Origin of the sequence: Nocardia sp. BSTN01 (assembly GCF_015354405.1) — a bacterium.
Classification (GTDB): Bacteria; Actinomycetota; Actinomycetes; order Mycobacteriales; family Mycobacteriaceae; genus Nocardia.
In genome coordinates, this window is the sequence record NZ_JADKYP010000011.1 from 17,008 (window position 1) to 33,055 (window position 16,048).

A 16,048-nucleotide genomic window follows, 5' to 3' on the forward strand; every position below is an offset into this window, starting at 1 on the left:
TCACACCCGCTCGGCGAGGCCCGGATAGTCGACGACGAATCCGTCGTCGTCGACGGTCACGGTCGCGCTCGACACCGGCGAGAGCACATGGATCCCGTCGGCGCCGCTGCTGTAGGTGAGGATCGCCTCCTGTACGAGCAGATCCGGAACCCGCACGTACACAACCGGAACCTGCACGTCCTCGGTGGCGTGCGCCAGCCCGAAACGGCGAATCGGCAGGGTGTTGAAGAGCGGGCTCAGCACCACGTCCACATCCAGCGCACCGCCGAACATGGACCGCACGTGGGTGCCGCCGGCATCGACGAGCCAGTAGTTCTCCTCGTCCCGGGCGATCGAGGCATGCCGTTCACCCGAGGCGACGGTGCTGCGCAACGACAGCCGCTTCGTGCGACCCACCTCGTCGGTGACCAGGTCGTAGGACGCGCTGAACGCGGGATGTTCACCGCAGCCCCCGGCGATGATGCGACCGGAGGCACGGATCCGGTTACCGGTGAGGACCACGCGGACCGATTCCATCCGGGACGCGTCGCGCGCGCGCCAGGTGAGCACCGCCGGCCAGCGGGGCGCCGCGGCCTCGCTCGCCTGGGCGGTCTCGGAATTGCCCTGGGCTGGCTTACTCACCCCTCTACCGTAGGTGACAACCCGGCTCGCGGTGTGGTCGCGGCGCGCGAGTTGTTCACCTGCGCTACACCAGCGATTCGCGCCATGCGGTGTGCAGGGCCGCGAAACGTCCGGTCGATGCGATCAGATCCGCGGGCGTACCGTCCTCGACGATGCGCCCGGAATCCATCACCAGCACCCGGTCGGCGATGGCGACGGTCGACAACCGATGCGCGATGATCACCGCGGTGCGCCCGCGCAGCACGGTCTCGAGCGCGCGCTGCACCTGCCGCTCGCCCGGAATGTCGAGGCTCGAGGTGGCCTCGTCCAGCACGATCACCGCGGGATCGGCGAGGAAGACGCGAGCGAAGGCGACGAGCTGGCGCTGACCGGCCGACAACCGCCCGCCGCGCTTGCGCACATCGGTGTCGAATCCGTCCGGCAGCGACATCACGAAGTCGTACAGTCCGACCGCGCGGGCCGCCGCGAACACCTCGGCGTCGGTGGCGTCCGGCCGGCCGAGCCGGATGTTGTCGGCGACCGAACCGGAGAACAGGTACGACTCCTGCGTCACCATCGCGACCGCACGCCGCAGATCCGCGTCGGCGATCGTGCGCAGGTCGATGCCGTCCAGCGACACCGTGCCCGACGCGGGGTCGTAGAACCGCGCGATCAGCTTGGCCAGGGTCGACTTTCCGGCGCCGGTGGCACCGACCAGCGCGACGATCTGGCCGGCCTCGACGGTGAGCGAGAACCGCGGCAGCACCGATCGGGCGGGGCGAGCCTCGCTGCCGGACACGTCGTCCCGGCTCGGGTAGCCGAAGACGACATCGGTCAGGCGCAGTTCACCTCGCGCGCGCTCGAGCGGATGCGGAGCATCGGGTTCGGCCACGCTCGGCCGCTCCTCCAGCACGCCCGATATCCGCTCCAGCGCGGCCGCCGCGGACTGATAGGAGTTGAACACCTGGGCCAATTCGTCCAGCGGGCCGTAGAACTGCCGCAGGTACAGCAGGAAGGCCGCGAGTACACCGATTTCGGTGTGGCCGTGGATGACTCGCCACGCACCGACGACCAGGATGACGACGTTCGTCACATTGCTGATCAACCGAACCAGTCCGATGTAGGCCGCCATCCCGTGCAGCGCGCTGATATTCGCGGCCCGGTATTCGGCATCGGAGTCGACCAGAATGGCCTCGTTGCGCCCCTCGCGCCGGAAAGCCTGCACCGCACGGATTCCGCCCATGGTCTCGACGAAATGCACGACCACCTTCGCGATCGCGCCCCGGGTTCGGCGGTATCCGGCGCGCTGGCGCCGCTGCGCCCAGCGCGTCACGAAAACCAGCGGGACGAAACCGAGCAGCACCACCGCGGCGAGCGGAATATCGAGCCACAGCAGGATCGCGGCGATCGTCACCACCGACAGCACGGCGCTCAGCGCGTCGTTGAGCGCACGGTCGAGCAGATCCTCGAGCGATTCCAGATCACTGGTGAGCCGCGCGACGATCTTGCCGGAGGTGTAGTTCTCGTGGAAATCGATCGAGAGCCGCTGTACGTGTGTGAAGACCCGCAGCCGTAGATCGAACAGCACCTGCTGGCTCAACCTGCCGGAGATGCGCAGGAAGAGGAAGGTCGTCACGCCGCCGAGCGCGGTGCAGGCGAGGATGCCGCCCACGGCCAGCGCGAGCGGCAACCAGTCGCCGTCGAGCGCGCGGCCCACACCGGTATCGACGCCGTGGGCGACGAACAGGGGCGTCGCCACCAGGGCGGCGTTGTCGATCACGATCAGTACCAGCGCGGCGACCGCCCACCGGCGGTAGGGCCGGATCAGCGACCACAGCAGGCGGCGTGACCGCGCCGCCAGGGCGAGGTTGACCGCATCGGTCTGCTCGCCCTCTTCGGCGGCCACGCCCCGCCAGTCGGCCTCGGAATCGGCGTCGACGCGCAGGGCCCCGGCTGCCTTGTCGCGGGCCGCGGCGTCCGGGCGGTCGGTGATCGTGCCCGCCCGGTCAGTGTTCGTGCGCGTAGCTGCGTCCTCGCTCGGGTTCTCCGGCATCGAGCTCACCTCCCATCAATTCCCGGTAGCGCGAACAGGTTTCGAGTAGTCGTTCGTGGGGTCCGTCGGCGATGATGCGGCCTCCGTCGAGGACGGCGACCCGATCCGCCCAGGCCGCGGTCGACGGGCGGTGGGCCACCAGCAGCACGGTGGCTCCGGCCAGCGCCTCGCGCAACCGCACCTGGACCTGTTCCTCGGTGCTCACGTCCAGGGCGGAGAGCGGGTCGTCCAGGACCACGATGTGCCCGCCGGAGTGTTTCTGCCGGTCCAGCACGGCTCGGGCCAGCGCCAGCCGCTGCCGCTGACCGCCCGACAGACTCAGGCCCTGCTCCCCGATCCGGGTGGCCAGGCCCCACGGCAACTCGTCGACGAACCGCGCGGCGCACGCCACCTCCAGTGCGGCACGAATCCGGTCCTCGCCGGCGTCGGGATAGCCGAGGGTGATGTTCTCGCGCACGCTGGCCGAGAACAGCACCGGATCCTCGAAGGCCACCGAGACCTGCGACCGCAGATCCGACAGTCGCATCGAGCGCACGTCGATCCCGTCGATCGTCACCGCGCCCGCCGCGACGTCGAACAGTCGCGGCACCAGGCCCAGCAGCGCCGACTTACCGCTGCCGGTGGCGCCGACCACCGCGACCGTCTCACCCGGCCGCAGCCGCAGCGAAATGTCGTGCAGCAGATCGCGGTCGGCGTCCGGGAAGCGGAAACGCACCCGGTCGAACCGCATTTCGCCACGCAGCGGCTGCGGCGGGGCCACGGGATGTTCCGGATCGGTGATCTCTACGGGTGTGTCGATCACCTCCCAGAACCGTTGCGCCGCGGTGCGGGCGTGGTTCATCTCGGCCAGCAGGAAGCCGAAGCCCATGATCGGCCACTGCAGGTAGGTGGTCAGCGTGATGCCGGCCACCAGGGCGCCGACCGTCATCGCCTGTTCGGTGAGCAGGTACCCGCCGACGGCGAGCGCGGCCGCGATACCCAACGCGGACAACGTGTTCAGCGCCGTCCACAGCCGCGCGGCCAACCGCACCTTGGCCAGCTCGAGCGTCCGCAGTTCCCGCGCCTCGGCGCGGAACCGGCGGCCGAACCACGGGCCGCGGCCGAACGCCTTCAGCACGCGGATACCCTGCGCGGACTCCTCGACCGTCGTGGCGAGATGCCCGGACTGGTCCTGCGCGAGACGCGAGGCGCGACCGTAGCCCTGTTCGAATTGCAGCGCGAGCAGAACGAGCGGAACCGCGATGAGCAATTCGATCAGCCCGATCTGCCAGCTCAGGACGAACAGCAGTGCCACACCCACGCCGAGCGTCGCACTCAGCGACAGCAGCGAGGGCGCGACGAAGGCGAAGAAGCGCCGCAGGGTGGACATGTCGGTGATCGCACGCGAGGTGAGCTGGCCCGACTCCATCCCGTCGTGCACGCCGACCGAGAGCACCTGCAATCGCTGGAAGAGCTTGCCGCGCAAGGACACCTCTAGCCGGCTCGCCGGCGCCGCGACGATCCACCGCCGCCACCACGAGGTAATCGTGCTGAGCACCGCCAGCCCCGCCACCAGCCCGATCGGCACCCAGATGCCGCCGAAATCCCGCTGCGCGACCGGGCCGTCGACGATCCGCGCGGTGACGAACGGCAACGCGATATCGCACAGCATGCCGAGCCCCGACAGCACGGCGCTGCCGAACAGCGCCGCCCGATAGGGCCGGATCTCCGGCCACAGACGCCGCAGCGAACCCGCGCCCGTCACTCGGGCGCCGAAATTTTGGTCGACCGTTCCGGTTCTGTCGTCCTCCGAGTCGGATACGGTCTCCGTCGTAGCGACGGACACGACAATCCCCCTTCGTCAGGTCGTCTTTCGCCGAATCGATCACCACCGCACCGCCCCGGCCCCCGACCGAGCGCGCGTACGACCTTCCAGATTGCCAGCGCTCCCGCCGCCCGCCAACCGATTTTCGACCGCGACGCCGCTGCACACGCCCGAACAGCACAGCCGCTGGTCAACCCGTCCCGCCTTCCAATGCACCTTCCGCAACTGTGCACAGTGGTGGGTCTCGGCCCGCCTCGATTTTGGAGCGACGGAGGGAGGGAGCGCAGCGACTGACCGGAGGAGTGAAAAATCGAGGCCCAAGGGGCCGAGACCCCGCCGGAGCGAAGCGGAGGCCAAAGACACAGCCAGTGCCGCACCGGATAGTCCGCCTCCGATACCCCACGCCCGTGCGCATCCGACCAACATCACCCACTGATTGCTGACGTCCCCCACCTGCTCGAGTAACCTCCACATCCGGGCCCTTCGCGACCGCGCCGGTGCCCGACGGGGATTCGGGCGAAAGGACCACCGGCTGTGAACAACACGCGGATGGTCGGGTTGTTCGCCGGGATCGGGGGGCTGGAACTCGGGCTCAGCGCCCATGGTTGGCATACCGAGCTGCTCTGCGAGATCGACCCCGGTGCTCGCGCGGTCCTGTCCGCCCGCTTTCCCGAGGTCGAAACCCACGCCGATGTCACCCGCCTGCGCGCACTACCAGCCGGAACCGAATTGGTGGCGGCCGGATTTCCGTGCCAGGACCTCTCGCAAGCGGGACGGACGGCGGGGATCACCGGCGCGCGTTCGGGTCTGGTCGACGAGGTGTTCCGGCTGGTTCGCCGCAAACGCGGTCCGCGCTGGCTGCTGATCGAGAACGTCCCGTTCATGTTGCAGCTGGGGCGCGGGCAGGCGATGCGGCACATCACGGCCGCGTTGGAGGAGCTGGGCTACACCTGGGCCTACCGAGTGGTCGACGCGCGCGCGTTCGGGCTACCGCAGCGGCGGCAGCGGGTGCTGATGCTGGCGTCGCGGTCGGAGGATCCGCGGCCGGTGCTGTTCGGAACCGATGCGGGACCGCGCACGATCGGCGATCCCGAGGTGGATCCGTGCGGCTTCTACTGGACCGAGGGAGTGCGCGGACTGGGCTGGGCGGTGAATGCGGTGCCGACGTTGAAGGGCGGGTCCGGACTCGGTATCGCCAGCCCGCCCGCGGTCCGATTGCCCGCAGGTGAGATCGTCACTCCCGGAATCACCGACGCCGAACGGCTGCAAGGCTTTTCCCACGATTGGACCGCGCCCGCACTGGCCGCAGCGGGGGTCCGTCCGGGACACCGGTGGAAGCTGGTCGGCAATGCGGTGAGTGTGCGGATGGCGTCGTGGATCGGATCCCGCCTGGCCGCACCCGCCGACGGGGTGGCCGCGGAGTACGCGCCCCTGACCGCGCACCGCTGGCCGGCGGCGGCGTGGGGCCATGCCGGTAAGGCCTATCGAGTCCCGGTGTCGACGTGGCCGGTGCACGAGCCGTACGAGGATCTGCGCTGGTTCCTCGACGATGCCCGCCTGCTGTCGGCCCGCGCGACCGCCGGTTTCCTGCGCCGCGCCGCGCGCGGCACACTGCGTTTCCCGCCCGGCTTCCTCACCGATATGGAGAACCACCTGATCCGCATGGGAGGTCTGCCGCGGGAGGGTGCGGGTGTCACATACGTCTCGGCGGCGGTGTGAAGTGTCGAATCGGTCACCGAATCGGGCCCCGGGAACACCGGCCCGCCGGTGGACGCTGTAAGGGTTGTGCATGAGTTCCGGCCGTCCCGTCACCGACGCGGTGACCAGTGCCCGGATGGCCCGGCAGCGGCGCACGGGTACCGCCCCGGAGACCGCGCTGCGTGGCGAACTGCATCGGCGGGGCCTGCGCTATTTCGTGGACCGCGCTCCGCTTCCGGGTTTACGCCGCCGCGCCGACCTGGTGTTTCCCCGCCGCAAGGTGGCGGTGTACGTGGACGGGTGTTTCTGGCACCGCTGCCCCGAACACGCCACCTATCCGAAGAACAATGCCGAGTGGTGGGCGGAGAAATTGGCCGGCAATGTGGCCCGCGACCGCGATACCGATGCGCGGCTCACCGCCGCGGGCTGGCTGGTGGTGCGGGTCTGGGAACACGAGAATTCGGTCGCCGCCGCGGATCGAGTGCAGTCGGCTTTGTCGGGGCGATAGACCATGATGGACGTGCAGCCGACATTGCAGCGGGAATCCGGCACATCCGATGGGCGATGACGTGAAACGAGGGCAATGACGCCGAGCGGGCCGCACGATCGTGCGGCGGAGGAATCCGGTGCGGTCGCCGTACTGGAACGAGACCACGCGCCCGTGCGCGTGCGGTTCCGCCTCGTCCGCTCGTTGATCGCGGCCGCCGTCGCCGTCGCGGGCGTCTGCTATTCGTCATGGATCCTGGAGTTCGTCCTGCCGATCCATCTGAATCCGATTAGGTCCTTCCTCAGCGAATTGGATGCCGAGGGCCGTCCTTATCGCTGGGTGTTCGATCTCGGCGACACGATCGCCGGTTCACTCACCTTGATTTCCGCGGTCGCGGCGATGTTCGTCTTCTCGCGGCGGCGTCTGTCGACCGTGGGCTGGGTGGCGCTGGGCTGTTTCGGCGCGTCCACGATCGCCGATGCGCAATGGCCGTTGCACACCTGCTCGGGGCCGTGCCCGCCGTCGGACAGCGGAATGTTTCCGCAATTGCACCAGATTCACGCGCTGACCAGCACGCTGGCGGTCACGTCGATATTCGTGGCGATGATCGCGTTCAGTGTCGCCGCCTTCCGCTATCGGCGCTGGCCGATTCTGCGACATTCCGGATTGTGGATCCTGATCATCGGTTCGGCCGCGACGGCCTGGATGCTGATCGCCGACAATCTGCCGGGCAATTACGCGCTGGGCATCGCCCAGCGCATCCAGGTCGGATCCATGTCGCTGTGGCTGATCGCGCTCGCCGTGCAGATCTGGGTCGCGCAGCGTGCGATCAGCGGCGACGGGCCCGAGCGCGCACGGCCTCCGGCTCCTCGTTCCCCAGCATGACCAGCGAGCGGGGCGCCGATTCCGCCACCGCGCCCGCGATCGCCATGGCCGCGAAGGTGGCCAGCATGACGCCCATTACCAGTACCTCGACAACTGTGTTCATATACCCACGGTGACAGCCCCGACTGGCATGCATTTGTGCGGAACTTGGGTAAAGCCTGAGAATGCCGGCTAGCCCACCGAGACGGTGACGGTGTGCGTCGTGGTGCGCGCCGGAAGCGCCCCGGTGTCGACCCGCAGGATTTCACCGGTGTCCTGGCGGCCGTCCGGCAAGATCTTCGGTTTCAGGCCGAAGGGCGGCGTGCCGCCGGTGCTGCCGGCCAAACCGAAATCGCTGTCGTCGGAGATGTAGAGCGTGCGGCCGCCGTCGGTGGTGGCGACACCCTCGATTTTGTCGTGGCCGAAGAATGCGCCGGCCGGATTCAGTCCCGCGACCAATCCGGCGAGGTCCAGGTTCGATTTCTTCCCGACCGGGGTGATACCGGCCTTACCGAGCGCGGCGATCCCGTCGGCGGTCGATACCTTGCCGACATAGGTTTCCAGCGGTGTATCGCCGACGAGCAGGCCGAGATGCGGGTCGTATCGGGTGCCGGGCACATTCGCTCGGGGTCCGACATCGGTGGCGCCGTTCAGGTCGATCGTCCACAGTTTCTTGTTCGCCTTCGGCGCGAGTTCACCGTCGCGTTCGTCCACGAGAAAGGTGTGGTCGTCGAGTGCCGTGATTTCGGAGACGGCGAGTTTGCGCTTCGGCTCCTCGAGCGGATAGACGAATTCGGCGACGGCGCGGGTCTGCAGATCGACGGTGACGATCCGGGTCATCGGCACTTCCCGTGCGGAATCCACACCCGGTGTTTGCAAACCACTTTGAATCACACCGACAAGTCGCCGGCCGTCCGGCGTGACGGTGAGACCTTCCATTCCCTGATTCGGCGTTCGCATCGTCAGTTCCCGCGGCAGGCCGGAACCCGGTGCGAGGCGCTCGATCTCGGTGCCGGACGCGTCGAAGTGCAGGAGGAACGGACCGTATTCGTCGGAGACCCAGAAGGTGCCGTCGGGCAGGGCGACCAGTCCCTCCGGGTCCAGGCCGTGGTCGATGGGCGGCAAGGTGTGACCGTCCAGATCGCGCATGGTCTCCCCGGTCGACGCCGCGGTGTCGACCAATCCGTTGAAGCCGACGCCCGCACGGTTCTTCAGGTCGATCGTGGATTCCAGGACCGCGCGCGTCCCCGTCAGCCGGAATTTGCCGATCTTCGGCACGAAAGTCGGGATGGGAACGAGCTTTTCGTTCTTGCCGGGTCCGTCGACGTTCGGGCCGCGGTCGGTGAGCCCGTAGAACTCGTCGGCCGAACCCGGCACCGGTGTCCACGCGGACCCGAATCCGCTGCCCTGCACCGTCGTGCCGCCGAATTCGCCGAGCGGCGCGATATCGGTGGTGTAGAGGTGCACCGCATCGGAGGTGGTCACCGTGAACGTGTCGTCGCCCTGGTAGCCGGGCTCAGGGGTGTAGCGCACGGAACCGTCGGCGGTGCGGTCGAGGCGGCCGTGCGCCGGTGTGCCGAAGGCGACGGCCGCGCCGCCGCCGGTGTGGGCGGACAGGTCGTCGAGCGATACGACGAGCGGCCGGTCCCGGTCGGTGTGCCATTGCGGTTCGCCACCGCCGGAGGAACAGGCGGCGGCCGCGCAGAGGACGGCGCCGGCGAGGGCGAATCGGAGCAGATGACTGGTTCCCACCGGTGATACCTATCCTGCCGAGTCGACGATCAGCTGTCGGGAACCTGAACAGTTATCCGACAGCATTCGAGTTCGCCCAGCGGGCGTTCCCAGCGCTGGGTAGGGTCACCCGAGTGACCAGCGAAGCGCCGGAATCATCCGTTCCCGTCGACCTGCTCGAAGCCGTGCACGCGGCGACCGAGTCGCTGGTCGGCGCGGTGGAAGCGTTGGACGACAGCGATATCGCCGAACCGTCACTGCTGCCGGGCTGGACTCGCGGCCATCTGCTGGCCCACCTGTCCCGCAATGCCGACGGACTGGTGAACCTGCTGCTGTGGGCCCGCACGGGCATCGAAACCCCGCAGTACGCAAGTCAATTGCTGCGCGACTCCGATATCGAGGCCGGTGCGCCGCGCCCGCTCGCCGAGCAGCTGAGCGACCTGCGCGCGTCCGCGGATCGCTTCCTCGGCCTGGCCCGGGCCATGCCACCGGAACGCTGGCAGTACCGAGTGCGGGCGCGCACGGGTAAGGAACTGGCCGCCGCGGTGGTGCCGTGGTTGCGCCTGCGCGAGATCGAGATTCACCGCGTCGACCTGAACATCGGCTACCGGCCCGCCGACTGGCCGGCCGCCTTCGTGGCCCGGATGCTGCCGGAGGTGTCCGCCGGATTCGACCACGCGGCCTCCGCCCACCGCCCCGCCGATGCCAAGCCGATGACCTCCGACCCGGATCTGCCGCCGCCGCCGACCTTCACCCTCGTCGCCACCGACACCGATTTCACCGCCAAGGTGGGCCCCGACCCCTCCGACACCATTTCCGGGCCCGCAGCGGAGCTACTGGCATGGTTGATCGGCCGCAGCGACGGCGTGGGCCTCACCGGATATCTGCCGAATCTGCCCGCCTGGTTGTGAGGCGCCGGATTCACCGCAGAGCGAGCAACCACTAACCTCCGGACTTGCGGCGCTCCTGGATGGGCGTCGTCGTGCTCGGTGGCCGGGCTTCGATCGGAACAACTGGATTTGGTTACCGGAATTCGTGCACCACTTCGATGCGGCCCACGATGTGGCGGTTGAACTCTTCGAGTTCCTCGGCGGGCACCCACAGCTCAAGGATCGTTTGCCCGCCTACCTGGCGGACGGGATACCTGGCCGCGAAGTCGGCATCGATCTCGAACCGAGTCACGTAGCCGACGCCCGATGCTGCAACATTCCAGTCTCGTGCAATACGTATCGCGTAGTCCTCGTTCAACACCGGATAGAAGATCGGCTGATCGGGCAGCCGCGGTGGCCACGCCGTCCATCCCGACGCCTCGACCAGCGCCAGCTCCCCCGGCCCCGTAGGCCGCCACAGGCTCAGTGTCTCGCGTTCATCCATCGCCATTCCTCGGTCGCTTAGCTCTGCGAATCATGCCCCGCTGCCCCTCGGGCAGCCAGTCCTTATTCGCGGCGCCAGTGACCATTAGTTTGTCTAGGTCCGACGTCAAGCTTCCAGTGAAGCCAAAACGTCAACCATCACCTGAAGCCCGACACCCATGCAGGTGAGTGCATTTGCTCGCCGAGACAGCCTGTGCGCGACGAGACTTGGAGCATGGCTGAGCTTGCGCTGACGGCGGACCGTCGTGAAGAACTGGCCGGGTTGTTGGGGGACGAACAGCGTCTTCGGGCCGAGTATCCAAAGGTGGCGGAGTACCTCGACACCGCGCCGATGCTGCCGGGGACGGGGGACGATCGGGCCGATGCCGCGTTCGATTTGCGGCTCGTGCACTACATGACAGGCGGGCCGTCGACTAGCGCGAATCCGTACTGGGACATCGTCGGGCCATCGGTATCCGAACGGGACGGGCGCCGGGTCGTGGACGGTGGCCGACCTCGAGGAAGCGCACGGCTGGGATTCGCGCAGACCATCTTGCAGGCCGCCTACGCCTACGCGATTCCGTCGCCGGAGACGGTGGCTTGGATGCATCAATTCTGCAATGGCCGTTCGGTAGTCGAGCTCGGAGCCTGCCGCGGCTACTGGGCTGCGCAGTTGGCGAGCGCAGGTCTGAACGTTGCGGCGTATGACTCGGAACCGCCGGACCAGTCCGACAATCCGTCGTTCACTCGGGCCGAAGGCCAAGCGGACGTCTGGCTGAGCGTTGGTGACCTCGGGCAGTTCGCTGCGCGGTCGCTCGGCAGTGCCGATGAGGTTCTGTTCCTGTGCTGGCCGCCTGGATGAGGCAACACGATGACGTCGGATGCGCTGGCGGCCTTCGAGGCGAACGGCGGCCGTCGGTTGGCCTACATCGGCGAGCCGAAAGGCGGAAAGACCGGCGATGAAGCCTTTTTCGATGCGCTGGACTCTCGATGGAGGATCGAATCAGAGGATTCCGAATTCGTCTCTTGGTGGAATCTCGCCGATCGCGCTCAAGGTTGGGTCCGCCGATAGACAAAACCTTCATCTCACGTTCGGGTGGGATCCGGATCAGGTTCGGCCGATCCGACACAAACACGCCGCGCCTGCGCACAGACCGGACGAGTCCTGGGCACGGTATGGATCCTGCTGGGTCTTTCCAGGTCAGATCTTGACGTTCGCCCATCGGGCAAACTGCGCGAGGTTGTCAGTCCCGCGACGGCTGTGCGCGAGAACCCGGATTGTCTCGTGGACCTGAGAGTGGTTGCGGGTCAACTCCGGAGCCACCTTGCGGGCCTGCTGGAGGGTCAGCAGGGCCCGCTGTTTGTCGCCGTGGAGGAGCCAGGCTCGGGAGAGGTCGATGAAGTGGTGGCCGGCTCGTGAGGGTGCTACCGAGGCAGGTAGGCGGATATCTGCGGCGCGGGAGATCGCGGTGGTTCCGTCGGACAGTTCGACTGGTATTGCTACCGAGTGGATGTCGACGTTGGAGGGGCGAAAACCGGTGCCGTAATGGCGGAATCGAGTGGAACCGATCGTATCTGCGATTTGCCGCGCCTCGGTGAGGTGTGAGTCGGCGGTCACCGCGTCGGCAGCGCGGGCCGCGAGGATCGATCCGCGTAGATGCAGGGCGCCTCGGACCGCCAGTAGATTCGGCGAAGTCGCGATGTCTTCGCTTGCGGCATAGGCACGTTCGATCGTCTTTTGACCGCCGGCGTACGCGCCCGAGTAGAGCAGGATGAGGGCTCGATTGTATTCGGCTGCCACCGGCCAGATCGGATCGCCGCTGCGCGATGCGGCCCAACCGCAACGGTCGGCGGCCAGTCCCGCGAGATCGAGATAGCCGTACTGGTAGGCGAAAAGCATTGCCTTGGAATAGGCATAGGCGAGAGCGGAATGTATCTCTTCCGAACGACTGCCGGGACTCTCCGCGTCGGCCAGCAGGTGCAGGCCCCGGATCACATCGGGAAGTTCCGCCGTGAGGTCGGTGTAGCGTGCGCGACGCATTCCCTCTCGCACACGATCCAGCGCGGCACTGAGGTCCTCGAATGTGAGGGGTATCGCGGGCGGCTCATCGTCGAACGCCAGAATCGACCGACGCAACTCAGGAATCGTCGCGTGCGCTGCTGCGTCCGCCCGGACCGGCGAATACGGCTGGCCGGTCAGGTCGCCGATCCCTACACCCAGAACCCGCGCCACGGCGGCGATGAACGCCGGCGACGCGGCGCGGTCACCCTGTTCGACCTTCCGGAGCAAGGACAGCGAAACAGACGCTCTCTGGGCCAGCTGGACCTGTGTAAGACGCCCTAGTTTCCGCGCCCTGGCAACGCGTTCACCAGCCCCCATCTCGTCCATAAGCCCACAGTGCCACAGGTTGTGGCATTACGCAGGCGCCGTCTGCAGCGACTCTGAATGCGGCTCGGGCGCCGGGTGTTGCAGTCCTCGGCGCCCGGGTCCGACCACGACGGTTCGATGAAGGGGGCTCGACACGATGACAGGTTGTGACTGGATTTTGGTTCTGCTCGCGATGGGGTTGTCGGATCTCACCTGGGCACTGATACGCATCCCCTCGCGCGCTGAGCGCCGCGAGGAAGGCCGATGACAGATCCGCGGCCGATCGCACTGGGATGGGTTCATCCGGAGACAGAGGCACCGGACTGGGATATGGCTCAGGTTCGACGGCTGGCGAGCCGTCTCGGCTACCGCCTGGTGTGGGCGCCGGAGACGAGCCGGATCCCGGTGGCGGCCCAAGCGCGGGAATTGGGCGCAGAGGCCGTAATCGTCCCGTCTACCTCCCATTTCGACCTACTGACGCTGAACGCCGTGATGATGGTGGTCGACGTCGAGACCGTGCTGCCGCGACTGAGCTTTGCCCGCTGGGCAACGAAGCCGGCCCCCGAGCGGCGTCTATAACTCTGCCGAATGGCGGGAGCGAGGCTTGTTCGTGCCGACGAGATGGAGGCATCGTCCGCTCTACGAAGACGAAGTGGCCCTCACCTGGTTACAGGGTGAGGGCCACTTCACTGCGCGCCCGGAGAGACTCGAACTCCCAACCTTCTGATCCGTAGTCAGATGCTCTATCCGTTGAGCTACGGGCGCAGGTCCTGTTCAGTTGTGTGCCCGGTTACCCGGGCGTGGCGGAGGCGAGAGGATTTGAACCTCCGGTCCCCGTGAAGGGACAACTCATTAGCAGTGAGTCCCATTCGGCCGCTCTGGCACGCCTCCTGGAGCCTTCTTTCGAGGGCGCCGGTCCTTTCGAACCGCCGAGAGGCAAGAGTACAGAGCAACCGGTCAGGACGCAAAACGGCTGGTCAACGTAGGTGACTGTCGAACCAATCGAAGATTCTGGTCTGTGCGTCGATCAGTTGCCGCTTCTCGTCTTCGGGCAGCTGCTCGAAGTCGGCCATATCGAATCCGGGATGGTCCGGGCGGTGATGCAGGCCGGGATAGCACACGACCAGCGTGGCCACCGACGCCCGCGCCGCCGCGTCACGGAGGCGTTCGACATGGTCGCACGGGTTGACCGGATCGTCGTTGCCGTAGAGGCCGAGCCAGGGGGCCTGCAGCTGCGGGGCTGCGTCGACCAGTGCCGCCGCCTCCACGGTCAGCGGCTCCACGATGCCGGGTGCCGCGACGCTCACCGCGGCGCCGATGGGGCGGTTCGTGGCGACCAGCAGTGCGGCGGTGCCGGCGTTGTCGAAGCCCAGCACGCCCACGGTGTCGGGGAAGACTCCCCGGCCGACCAGCCAGTCGAAGCAGGCGTCGAAGTCAGCGAACAGATCCGCGCCGAACACCTGCTCGCCCGCGCCGCCACCCGCGACCGCGGTGGCGACCGCACCCGGCCCGTCGGACACCCGTGCGCCGACGGCGGCGAGATCGCGATCGTTCACCGATCCGGCGCCTTCGCCGAGCCCCTCCGGATGGGCGAAACGGTGGAACAGATTGGGCGCCACCATGATCCAGCCTTCACCGGCCAGCGATTTCATCATTTCCAGCAATACATCGGCAAACTGACGGGACTCGTGGAGTACGACGATGCCGCCGCGCGCGTAACCCTCCGGCTCGATCACCGTGATGGGCACCCGACCTCCGGCCGCCGGGTCCGGAGCGCCGTCGACCACCTGCCCGCTGTCGCGCAATGGTGCTTCATCTCGATAGATGCCCGACATGAAACCAGGGTAGTTCGCATCCATCACATTCGGGAGAAGTTGCACGGAAGTACCCATTCCTCGGAAAAATTTCCGACATACCGCCCAGCCGGTTCGGACCGGCCGACGGTCCGCCGGGACCTCCGGGACAACCGCGCCGAGCCGCCGCGATGTGCGAGGAATTAAGGTGTGGGGGTGAGTGCTCGTATTCGTCCGGACCTGGAGTCCATTCCGGCTTACGCTCCGGGTCGCAGCCATCCGGGCGCCGTGAAACTGGCCAGCAACGAAACCACCCAGGGCCCGCTGCCGAGTGTCGCCAAGGTGATCGCCGAGGCGGCCGAACTCATCAACCGGTATCCGGACAACTCCTCGGGCGAACTTCGAGCAGCCCTCGCCGAGTTCTACGACGTGGCGGTCGAGAATGTCGCGATCGGCTGCGGCAGCGTCGCGCTGTGCCAGGAACTGGTGCAGATCACGTGCGCCTCCCCCGCCGACGAGGTGGTGTTCGCCTGGCGCTCGTTCGAGGCGTATCCGATCGTCACGCAGGTCGGCAACGCGACGGCCGTGCCGGTCCCGCTGAACGACGAATTCGCCCACGATCTGGATGCGATGGCGGCCGCGGTCACCGAGCGCACCCGGCTCGTCTTCGTCTGCAATCCGAACAACCCCACCGGAACGGCGTACGGCCGCGCCGAACTGACCCGCTTCCTCGACGCGATCCCCGACGACGTGCTGGTGGTGCTCGACGAGGCGTACTTCGAGTACCTGCGCCTGCCCGCCGAAGACCGGGCCGACGGCGTGGAGATCGGCCGCGGACGCTCGAATGTCGTTGTGCTGCGCACCTTTTCGAAGGCATACGGGCTCGCGGGCCTGCGTGTCGGTTACGCCGTCGGTGATCCGGAACTGATCACCGCACTGATGAAGGTGCACATCCCGTTCAGCGTGAACCGGCTCGCGCAGGCCGCGGCCACGGCCTGCCTGCAGGCGCGGCACGAACTGCTCGACCGCACCGACCAGGTGGTGGCCGAACGGGAACGCCTGCGCGACGCACTGCTGGCGGCCGGATACCGGGTACCGCCGTCCCAGGCCAACTTCGTCTGGCTGCCGCTGGGCGAGCACAGCGCGGAGTTCGGCGCGGCCAGCGCCGAACTCGGAGTCCTGGTGCGGCCCTACGGCACCGACGGGGTGCGGATCACCGCGGGCGATCCGCACGAGAACGATCGGTTCCTGAATTTCGCCACCGCATCGGACACCGTCGCGCGCTTCGCCCGCTGAAC

Annotated in this window: 16 protein-coding genes and 2 tRNA genes; 8 read left to right on the top strand and 10 right to left on the bottom strand. The window is 67.5% G+C overall.

Annotated features, from left to right (window positions below):
* The 3 genes from IRT45_RS12175 to IRT45_RS12185 form a co-directional block, all read right to left on the bottom strand.
* Window positions 1-621 carry a putative glycolipid-binding domain-containing protein gene (locus IRT45_RS12175; RefSeq protein ID WP_194805958.1) on the bottom strand — a complete coding sequence of 207 codons (621 nt, stop codon included), beginning with the start codon at window positions 619-621 and terminating at the stop codon, window positions 1-3.
* A 64-nt stretch (window positions 622-685) separates the two neighbouring features.
* The gene (locus IRT45_RS12180; RefSeq protein WP_194805959.1) at window positions 686-2,653 is read right to left on the bottom strand and encodes an ABC transporter ATP-binding protein; all 1,968 of its coding nucleotides are present in this window, start codon (window positions 2,651-2,653) and stop codon (window positions 686-688) included.
* The gene (locus tag IRT45_RS12185; protein WP_194805960.1) at window positions 2,607-4,478 is read right to left on the bottom strand and encodes an ABC transporter ATP-binding protein; all 1,872 of its coding nucleotides are present in this window, start codon (window positions 4,476-4,478) and stop codon (window positions 2,607-2,609) included. The genes IRT45_RS12180 and IRT45_RS12185 overlap by 47 nt, the downstream gene beginning before the upstream one ends.
* 528 nt (window positions 4,479-5,006) lie before the next feature.
* Between IRT45_RS12185 and IRT45_RS12190 the strand changes: the two genes are divergently transcribed.
* From IRT45_RS12190 to IRT45_RS12200, 3 genes are all read left to right on the top strand, one after another.
* Window positions 5,007-6,176, top strand: a complete 1,170-nt coding sequence (locus IRT45_RS12190) for a DNA cytosine methyltransferase (RefSeq protein WP_194806047.1) — start codon at window positions 5,007-5,009, stop codon at window positions 6,174-6,176.
* Between the two features lie 70 nt (window positions 6,177-6,246).
* Window positions 6,247-6,663 carry a very short patch repair endonuclease gene (locus IRT45_RS12195; RefSeq protein WP_194805961.1) on the top strand — a complete coding sequence of 139 codons (417 nt, stop codon included), beginning with the start codon at window positions 6,247-6,249 and terminating at the stop codon, window positions 6,661-6,663.
* 75 nt (window positions 6,664-6,738) lie between these two features.
* Window positions 6,739-7,527, top strand: a complete 789-nt coding sequence (locus IRT45_RS12200) for a DUF998 domain-containing protein (protein ID WP_194805962.1) — start codon at window positions 6,739-6,741, stop codon at window positions 7,525-7,527.
* On the opposite strand, the gene IRT45_RS12205 is transcribed toward IRT45_RS12200, so the two are convergent.
* Both IRT45_RS12205 and IRT45_RS12210 read right to left on the bottom strand, forming a co-directional pair.
* A complete protein-coding gene (locus IRT45_RS12205) occupies window positions 7,472-7,630 on the bottom strand; it encodes a hypothetical protein (RefSeq protein WP_194805963.1) in 159 nt (52 codons plus the stop codon). The genes IRT45_RS12200 and IRT45_RS12205 overlap by 56 nt on opposite strands.
* A 68-nt stretch (window positions 7,631-7,698) precedes the next feature.
* Window positions 7,699-9,258 carry an esterase-like activity of phytase family protein gene (locus tag IRT45_RS12210; RefSeq protein WP_194805964.1) on the bottom strand — a complete coding sequence of 520 codons (1,560 nt, stop codon included), beginning with the start codon at window positions 9,256-9,258 and terminating at the stop codon, window positions 7,699-7,701.
* Between the two features lie 113 nt (window positions 9,259-9,371).
* Here IRT45_RS12210 and IRT45_RS12215 point away from each other — a divergent pair, with 113 nt between their 5' ends.
* Entirely contained in the window at window positions 9,372-10,148 is a 777-nt protein-coding gene (locus IRT45_RS12215) for a maleylpyruvate isomerase family mycothiol-dependent enzyme (RefSeq protein WP_194805965.1), read from the top strand.
* A gap of 112 nt (window positions 10,149-10,260) precedes the next feature.
* Here the strand turns inward: IRT45_RS12215 and IRT45_RS12220 are convergent, their stop codons facing one another.
* Entirely contained in the window at window positions 10,261-10,611 is a 351-nt protein-coding gene (locus tag IRT45_RS12220; RefSeq protein WP_194805966.1) for a hypothetical protein, read from the bottom strand.
* Between the two features lie 213 nt (window positions 10,612-10,824).
* Between IRT45_RS12220 and IRT45_RS12225 the strand changes: the two genes are divergently transcribed.
* Together IRT45_RS12225 and IRT45_RS36785 are read left to right on the top strand one after the other, a co-directional pair.
* Window positions 10,825-11,451: a hypothetical protein gene (locus IRT45_RS12225; RefSeq protein ID WP_228534225.1), complete on the top strand. Its 627-nt coding sequence runs from the start codon at window positions 10,825-10,827 to the stop codon at window positions 11,449-11,451.
* A 9-nt stretch (window positions 11,452-11,460) separates the two neighbouring features.
* Window positions 11,461-11,661 carry a hypothetical protein gene (locus tag IRT45_RS36785; protein ID WP_228534226.1) on the top strand — a complete coding sequence of 67 codons (201 nt, stop codon included), beginning with the start codon at window positions 11,461-11,463 and terminating at the stop codon, window positions 11,659-11,661.
* Between the two features lie 129 nt (window positions 11,662-11,790).
* Here IRT45_RS36785 and IRT45_RS12230 read toward each other — a convergent pair whose 3' ends face one another.
* Complete coding sequence (locus IRT45_RS12230) at window positions 11,791-12,978, bottom strand: helix-turn-helix domain-containing protein (protein ID WP_194805967.1); 1,188 nt, start codon at window positions 12,976-12,978, stop codon at window positions 11,791-11,793.
* A 243-nt stretch (window positions 12,979-13,221) separates the two neighbouring features.
* Between IRT45_RS12230 and IRT45_RS12235 the strand changes: the two genes are divergently transcribed.
* On the top strand, window positions 13,222-13,536 hold the full coding sequence (locus IRT45_RS12235; RefSeq protein WP_194805968.1) for a hypothetical protein: 315 nt from the start codon (window positions 13,222-13,224) through the stop codon (window positions 13,534-13,536).
* Window positions 13,537-13,649: 113 nt separating this feature from the next.
* Here the strand turns inward: IRT45_RS12235 and IRT45_RS12240 are convergent.
* The 3 genes from IRT45_RS12240 to IRT45_RS12250 all read right to left on the bottom strand — a co-directional run bounded on the left by IRT45_RS12240 (window position 13,650) and on the right by IRT45_RS12250 (window position 14,792).
* Window positions 13,650-13,722 (bottom strand) — tRNA-Arg (locus IRT45_RS12240).
* A 36-nt stretch (window positions 13,723-13,758) separates the two neighbouring features.
* A tRNA-Ser gene (locus IRT45_RS12245) sits at window positions 13,759-13,848 on the bottom strand.
* A gap of 86 nt (window positions 13,849-13,934) precedes the next feature.
* Entirely contained in the window at window positions 13,935-14,792 is an 858-nt protein-coding gene (locus IRT45_RS12250; protein WP_194805969.1) for a dienelactone hydrolase family protein, read from the bottom strand.
* 174 nt (window positions 14,793-14,966) lie between these two features.
* Here IRT45_RS12250 and hisC point away from each other — a divergent pair, with 174 nt between their 5' ends.
* Window positions 14,967-16,046 carry a histidinol-phosphate transaminase gene (hisC, locus tag IRT45_RS12255; protein WP_194805970.1) on the top strand — a complete coding sequence of 360 codons (1,080 nt, stop codon included), beginning with the start codon at window positions 14,967-14,969 and terminating at the stop codon, window positions 16,044-16,046.
* Window positions 16,047-16,048 lie beyond the last annotated feature (2 nt).

Excerpts from the sequence above, each read along its gene's own strand:
- IRT45_RS12180 (WP_194805959.1), bottom strand. The coding sequence starts at position 2,653 with ATGCCGGAGAACCCGAGCGAGGACGCAGCTACGCGCACGAACACTGAC.
- IRT45_RS12190 (WP_194806047.1), top strand. The coding sequence starts at position 5,007 with ATGGTCGGGTTGTTCGCCGGGATCGGGGGGCTGGAACTCGGGCTCAGC.
- IRT45_RS12195 (WP_194805961.1), top strand. The coding sequence starts at position 6,247 with ATGAGTTCCGGCCGTCCCGTCACCGACGCGGTGACCAGTGCCCGGATG.
- IRT45_RS12200 (WP_194805962.1), top strand. The coding sequence starts at position 6,739 with ATGACGCCGAGCGGGCCGCACGATCGTGCGGCGGAGGAATCCGGTGCG.
- IRT45_RS12205 (WP_194805963.1), bottom strand. The coding sequence starts at position 7,630 with ATGAACACAGTTGTCGAGGTACTGGTAATGGGCGTCATGCTGGCCACC.
- IRT45_RS12220 (WP_194805966.1), bottom strand. The coding sequence starts at position 10,611 with ATGGATGAACGCGAGACACTGAGCCTGTGGCGGCCTACGGGGCCGGGG.
- IRT45_RS12225 (WP_228534225.1), top strand. The coding sequence starts at position 10,825 with ATGGCTGAGCTTGCGCTGACGGCGGACCGTCGTGAAGAACTGGCCGGG.
- IRT45_RS36785 (WP_228534226.1), top strand. The coding sequence starts at position 11,461 with ATGACGTCGGATGCGCTGGCGGCCTTCGAGGCGAACGGCGGCCGTCGG.
- IRT45_RS12230 (WP_194805967.1), bottom strand. The coding sequence starts at position 12,978 with ATGGACGAGATGGGGGCTGGTGAACGCGTTGCCAGGGCGCGGAAACTA.
- IRT45_RS12235 (WP_194805968.1), top strand. The coding sequence starts at position 13,222 with ATGACAGATCCGCGGCCGATCGCACTGGGATGGGTTCATCCGGAGACA.
- IRT45_RS12250 (WP_194805969.1), bottom strand. The coding sequence starts at position 14,792 with ATGTCGGGCATCTATCGAGATGAAGCACCATTGCGCGACAGCGGGCAG.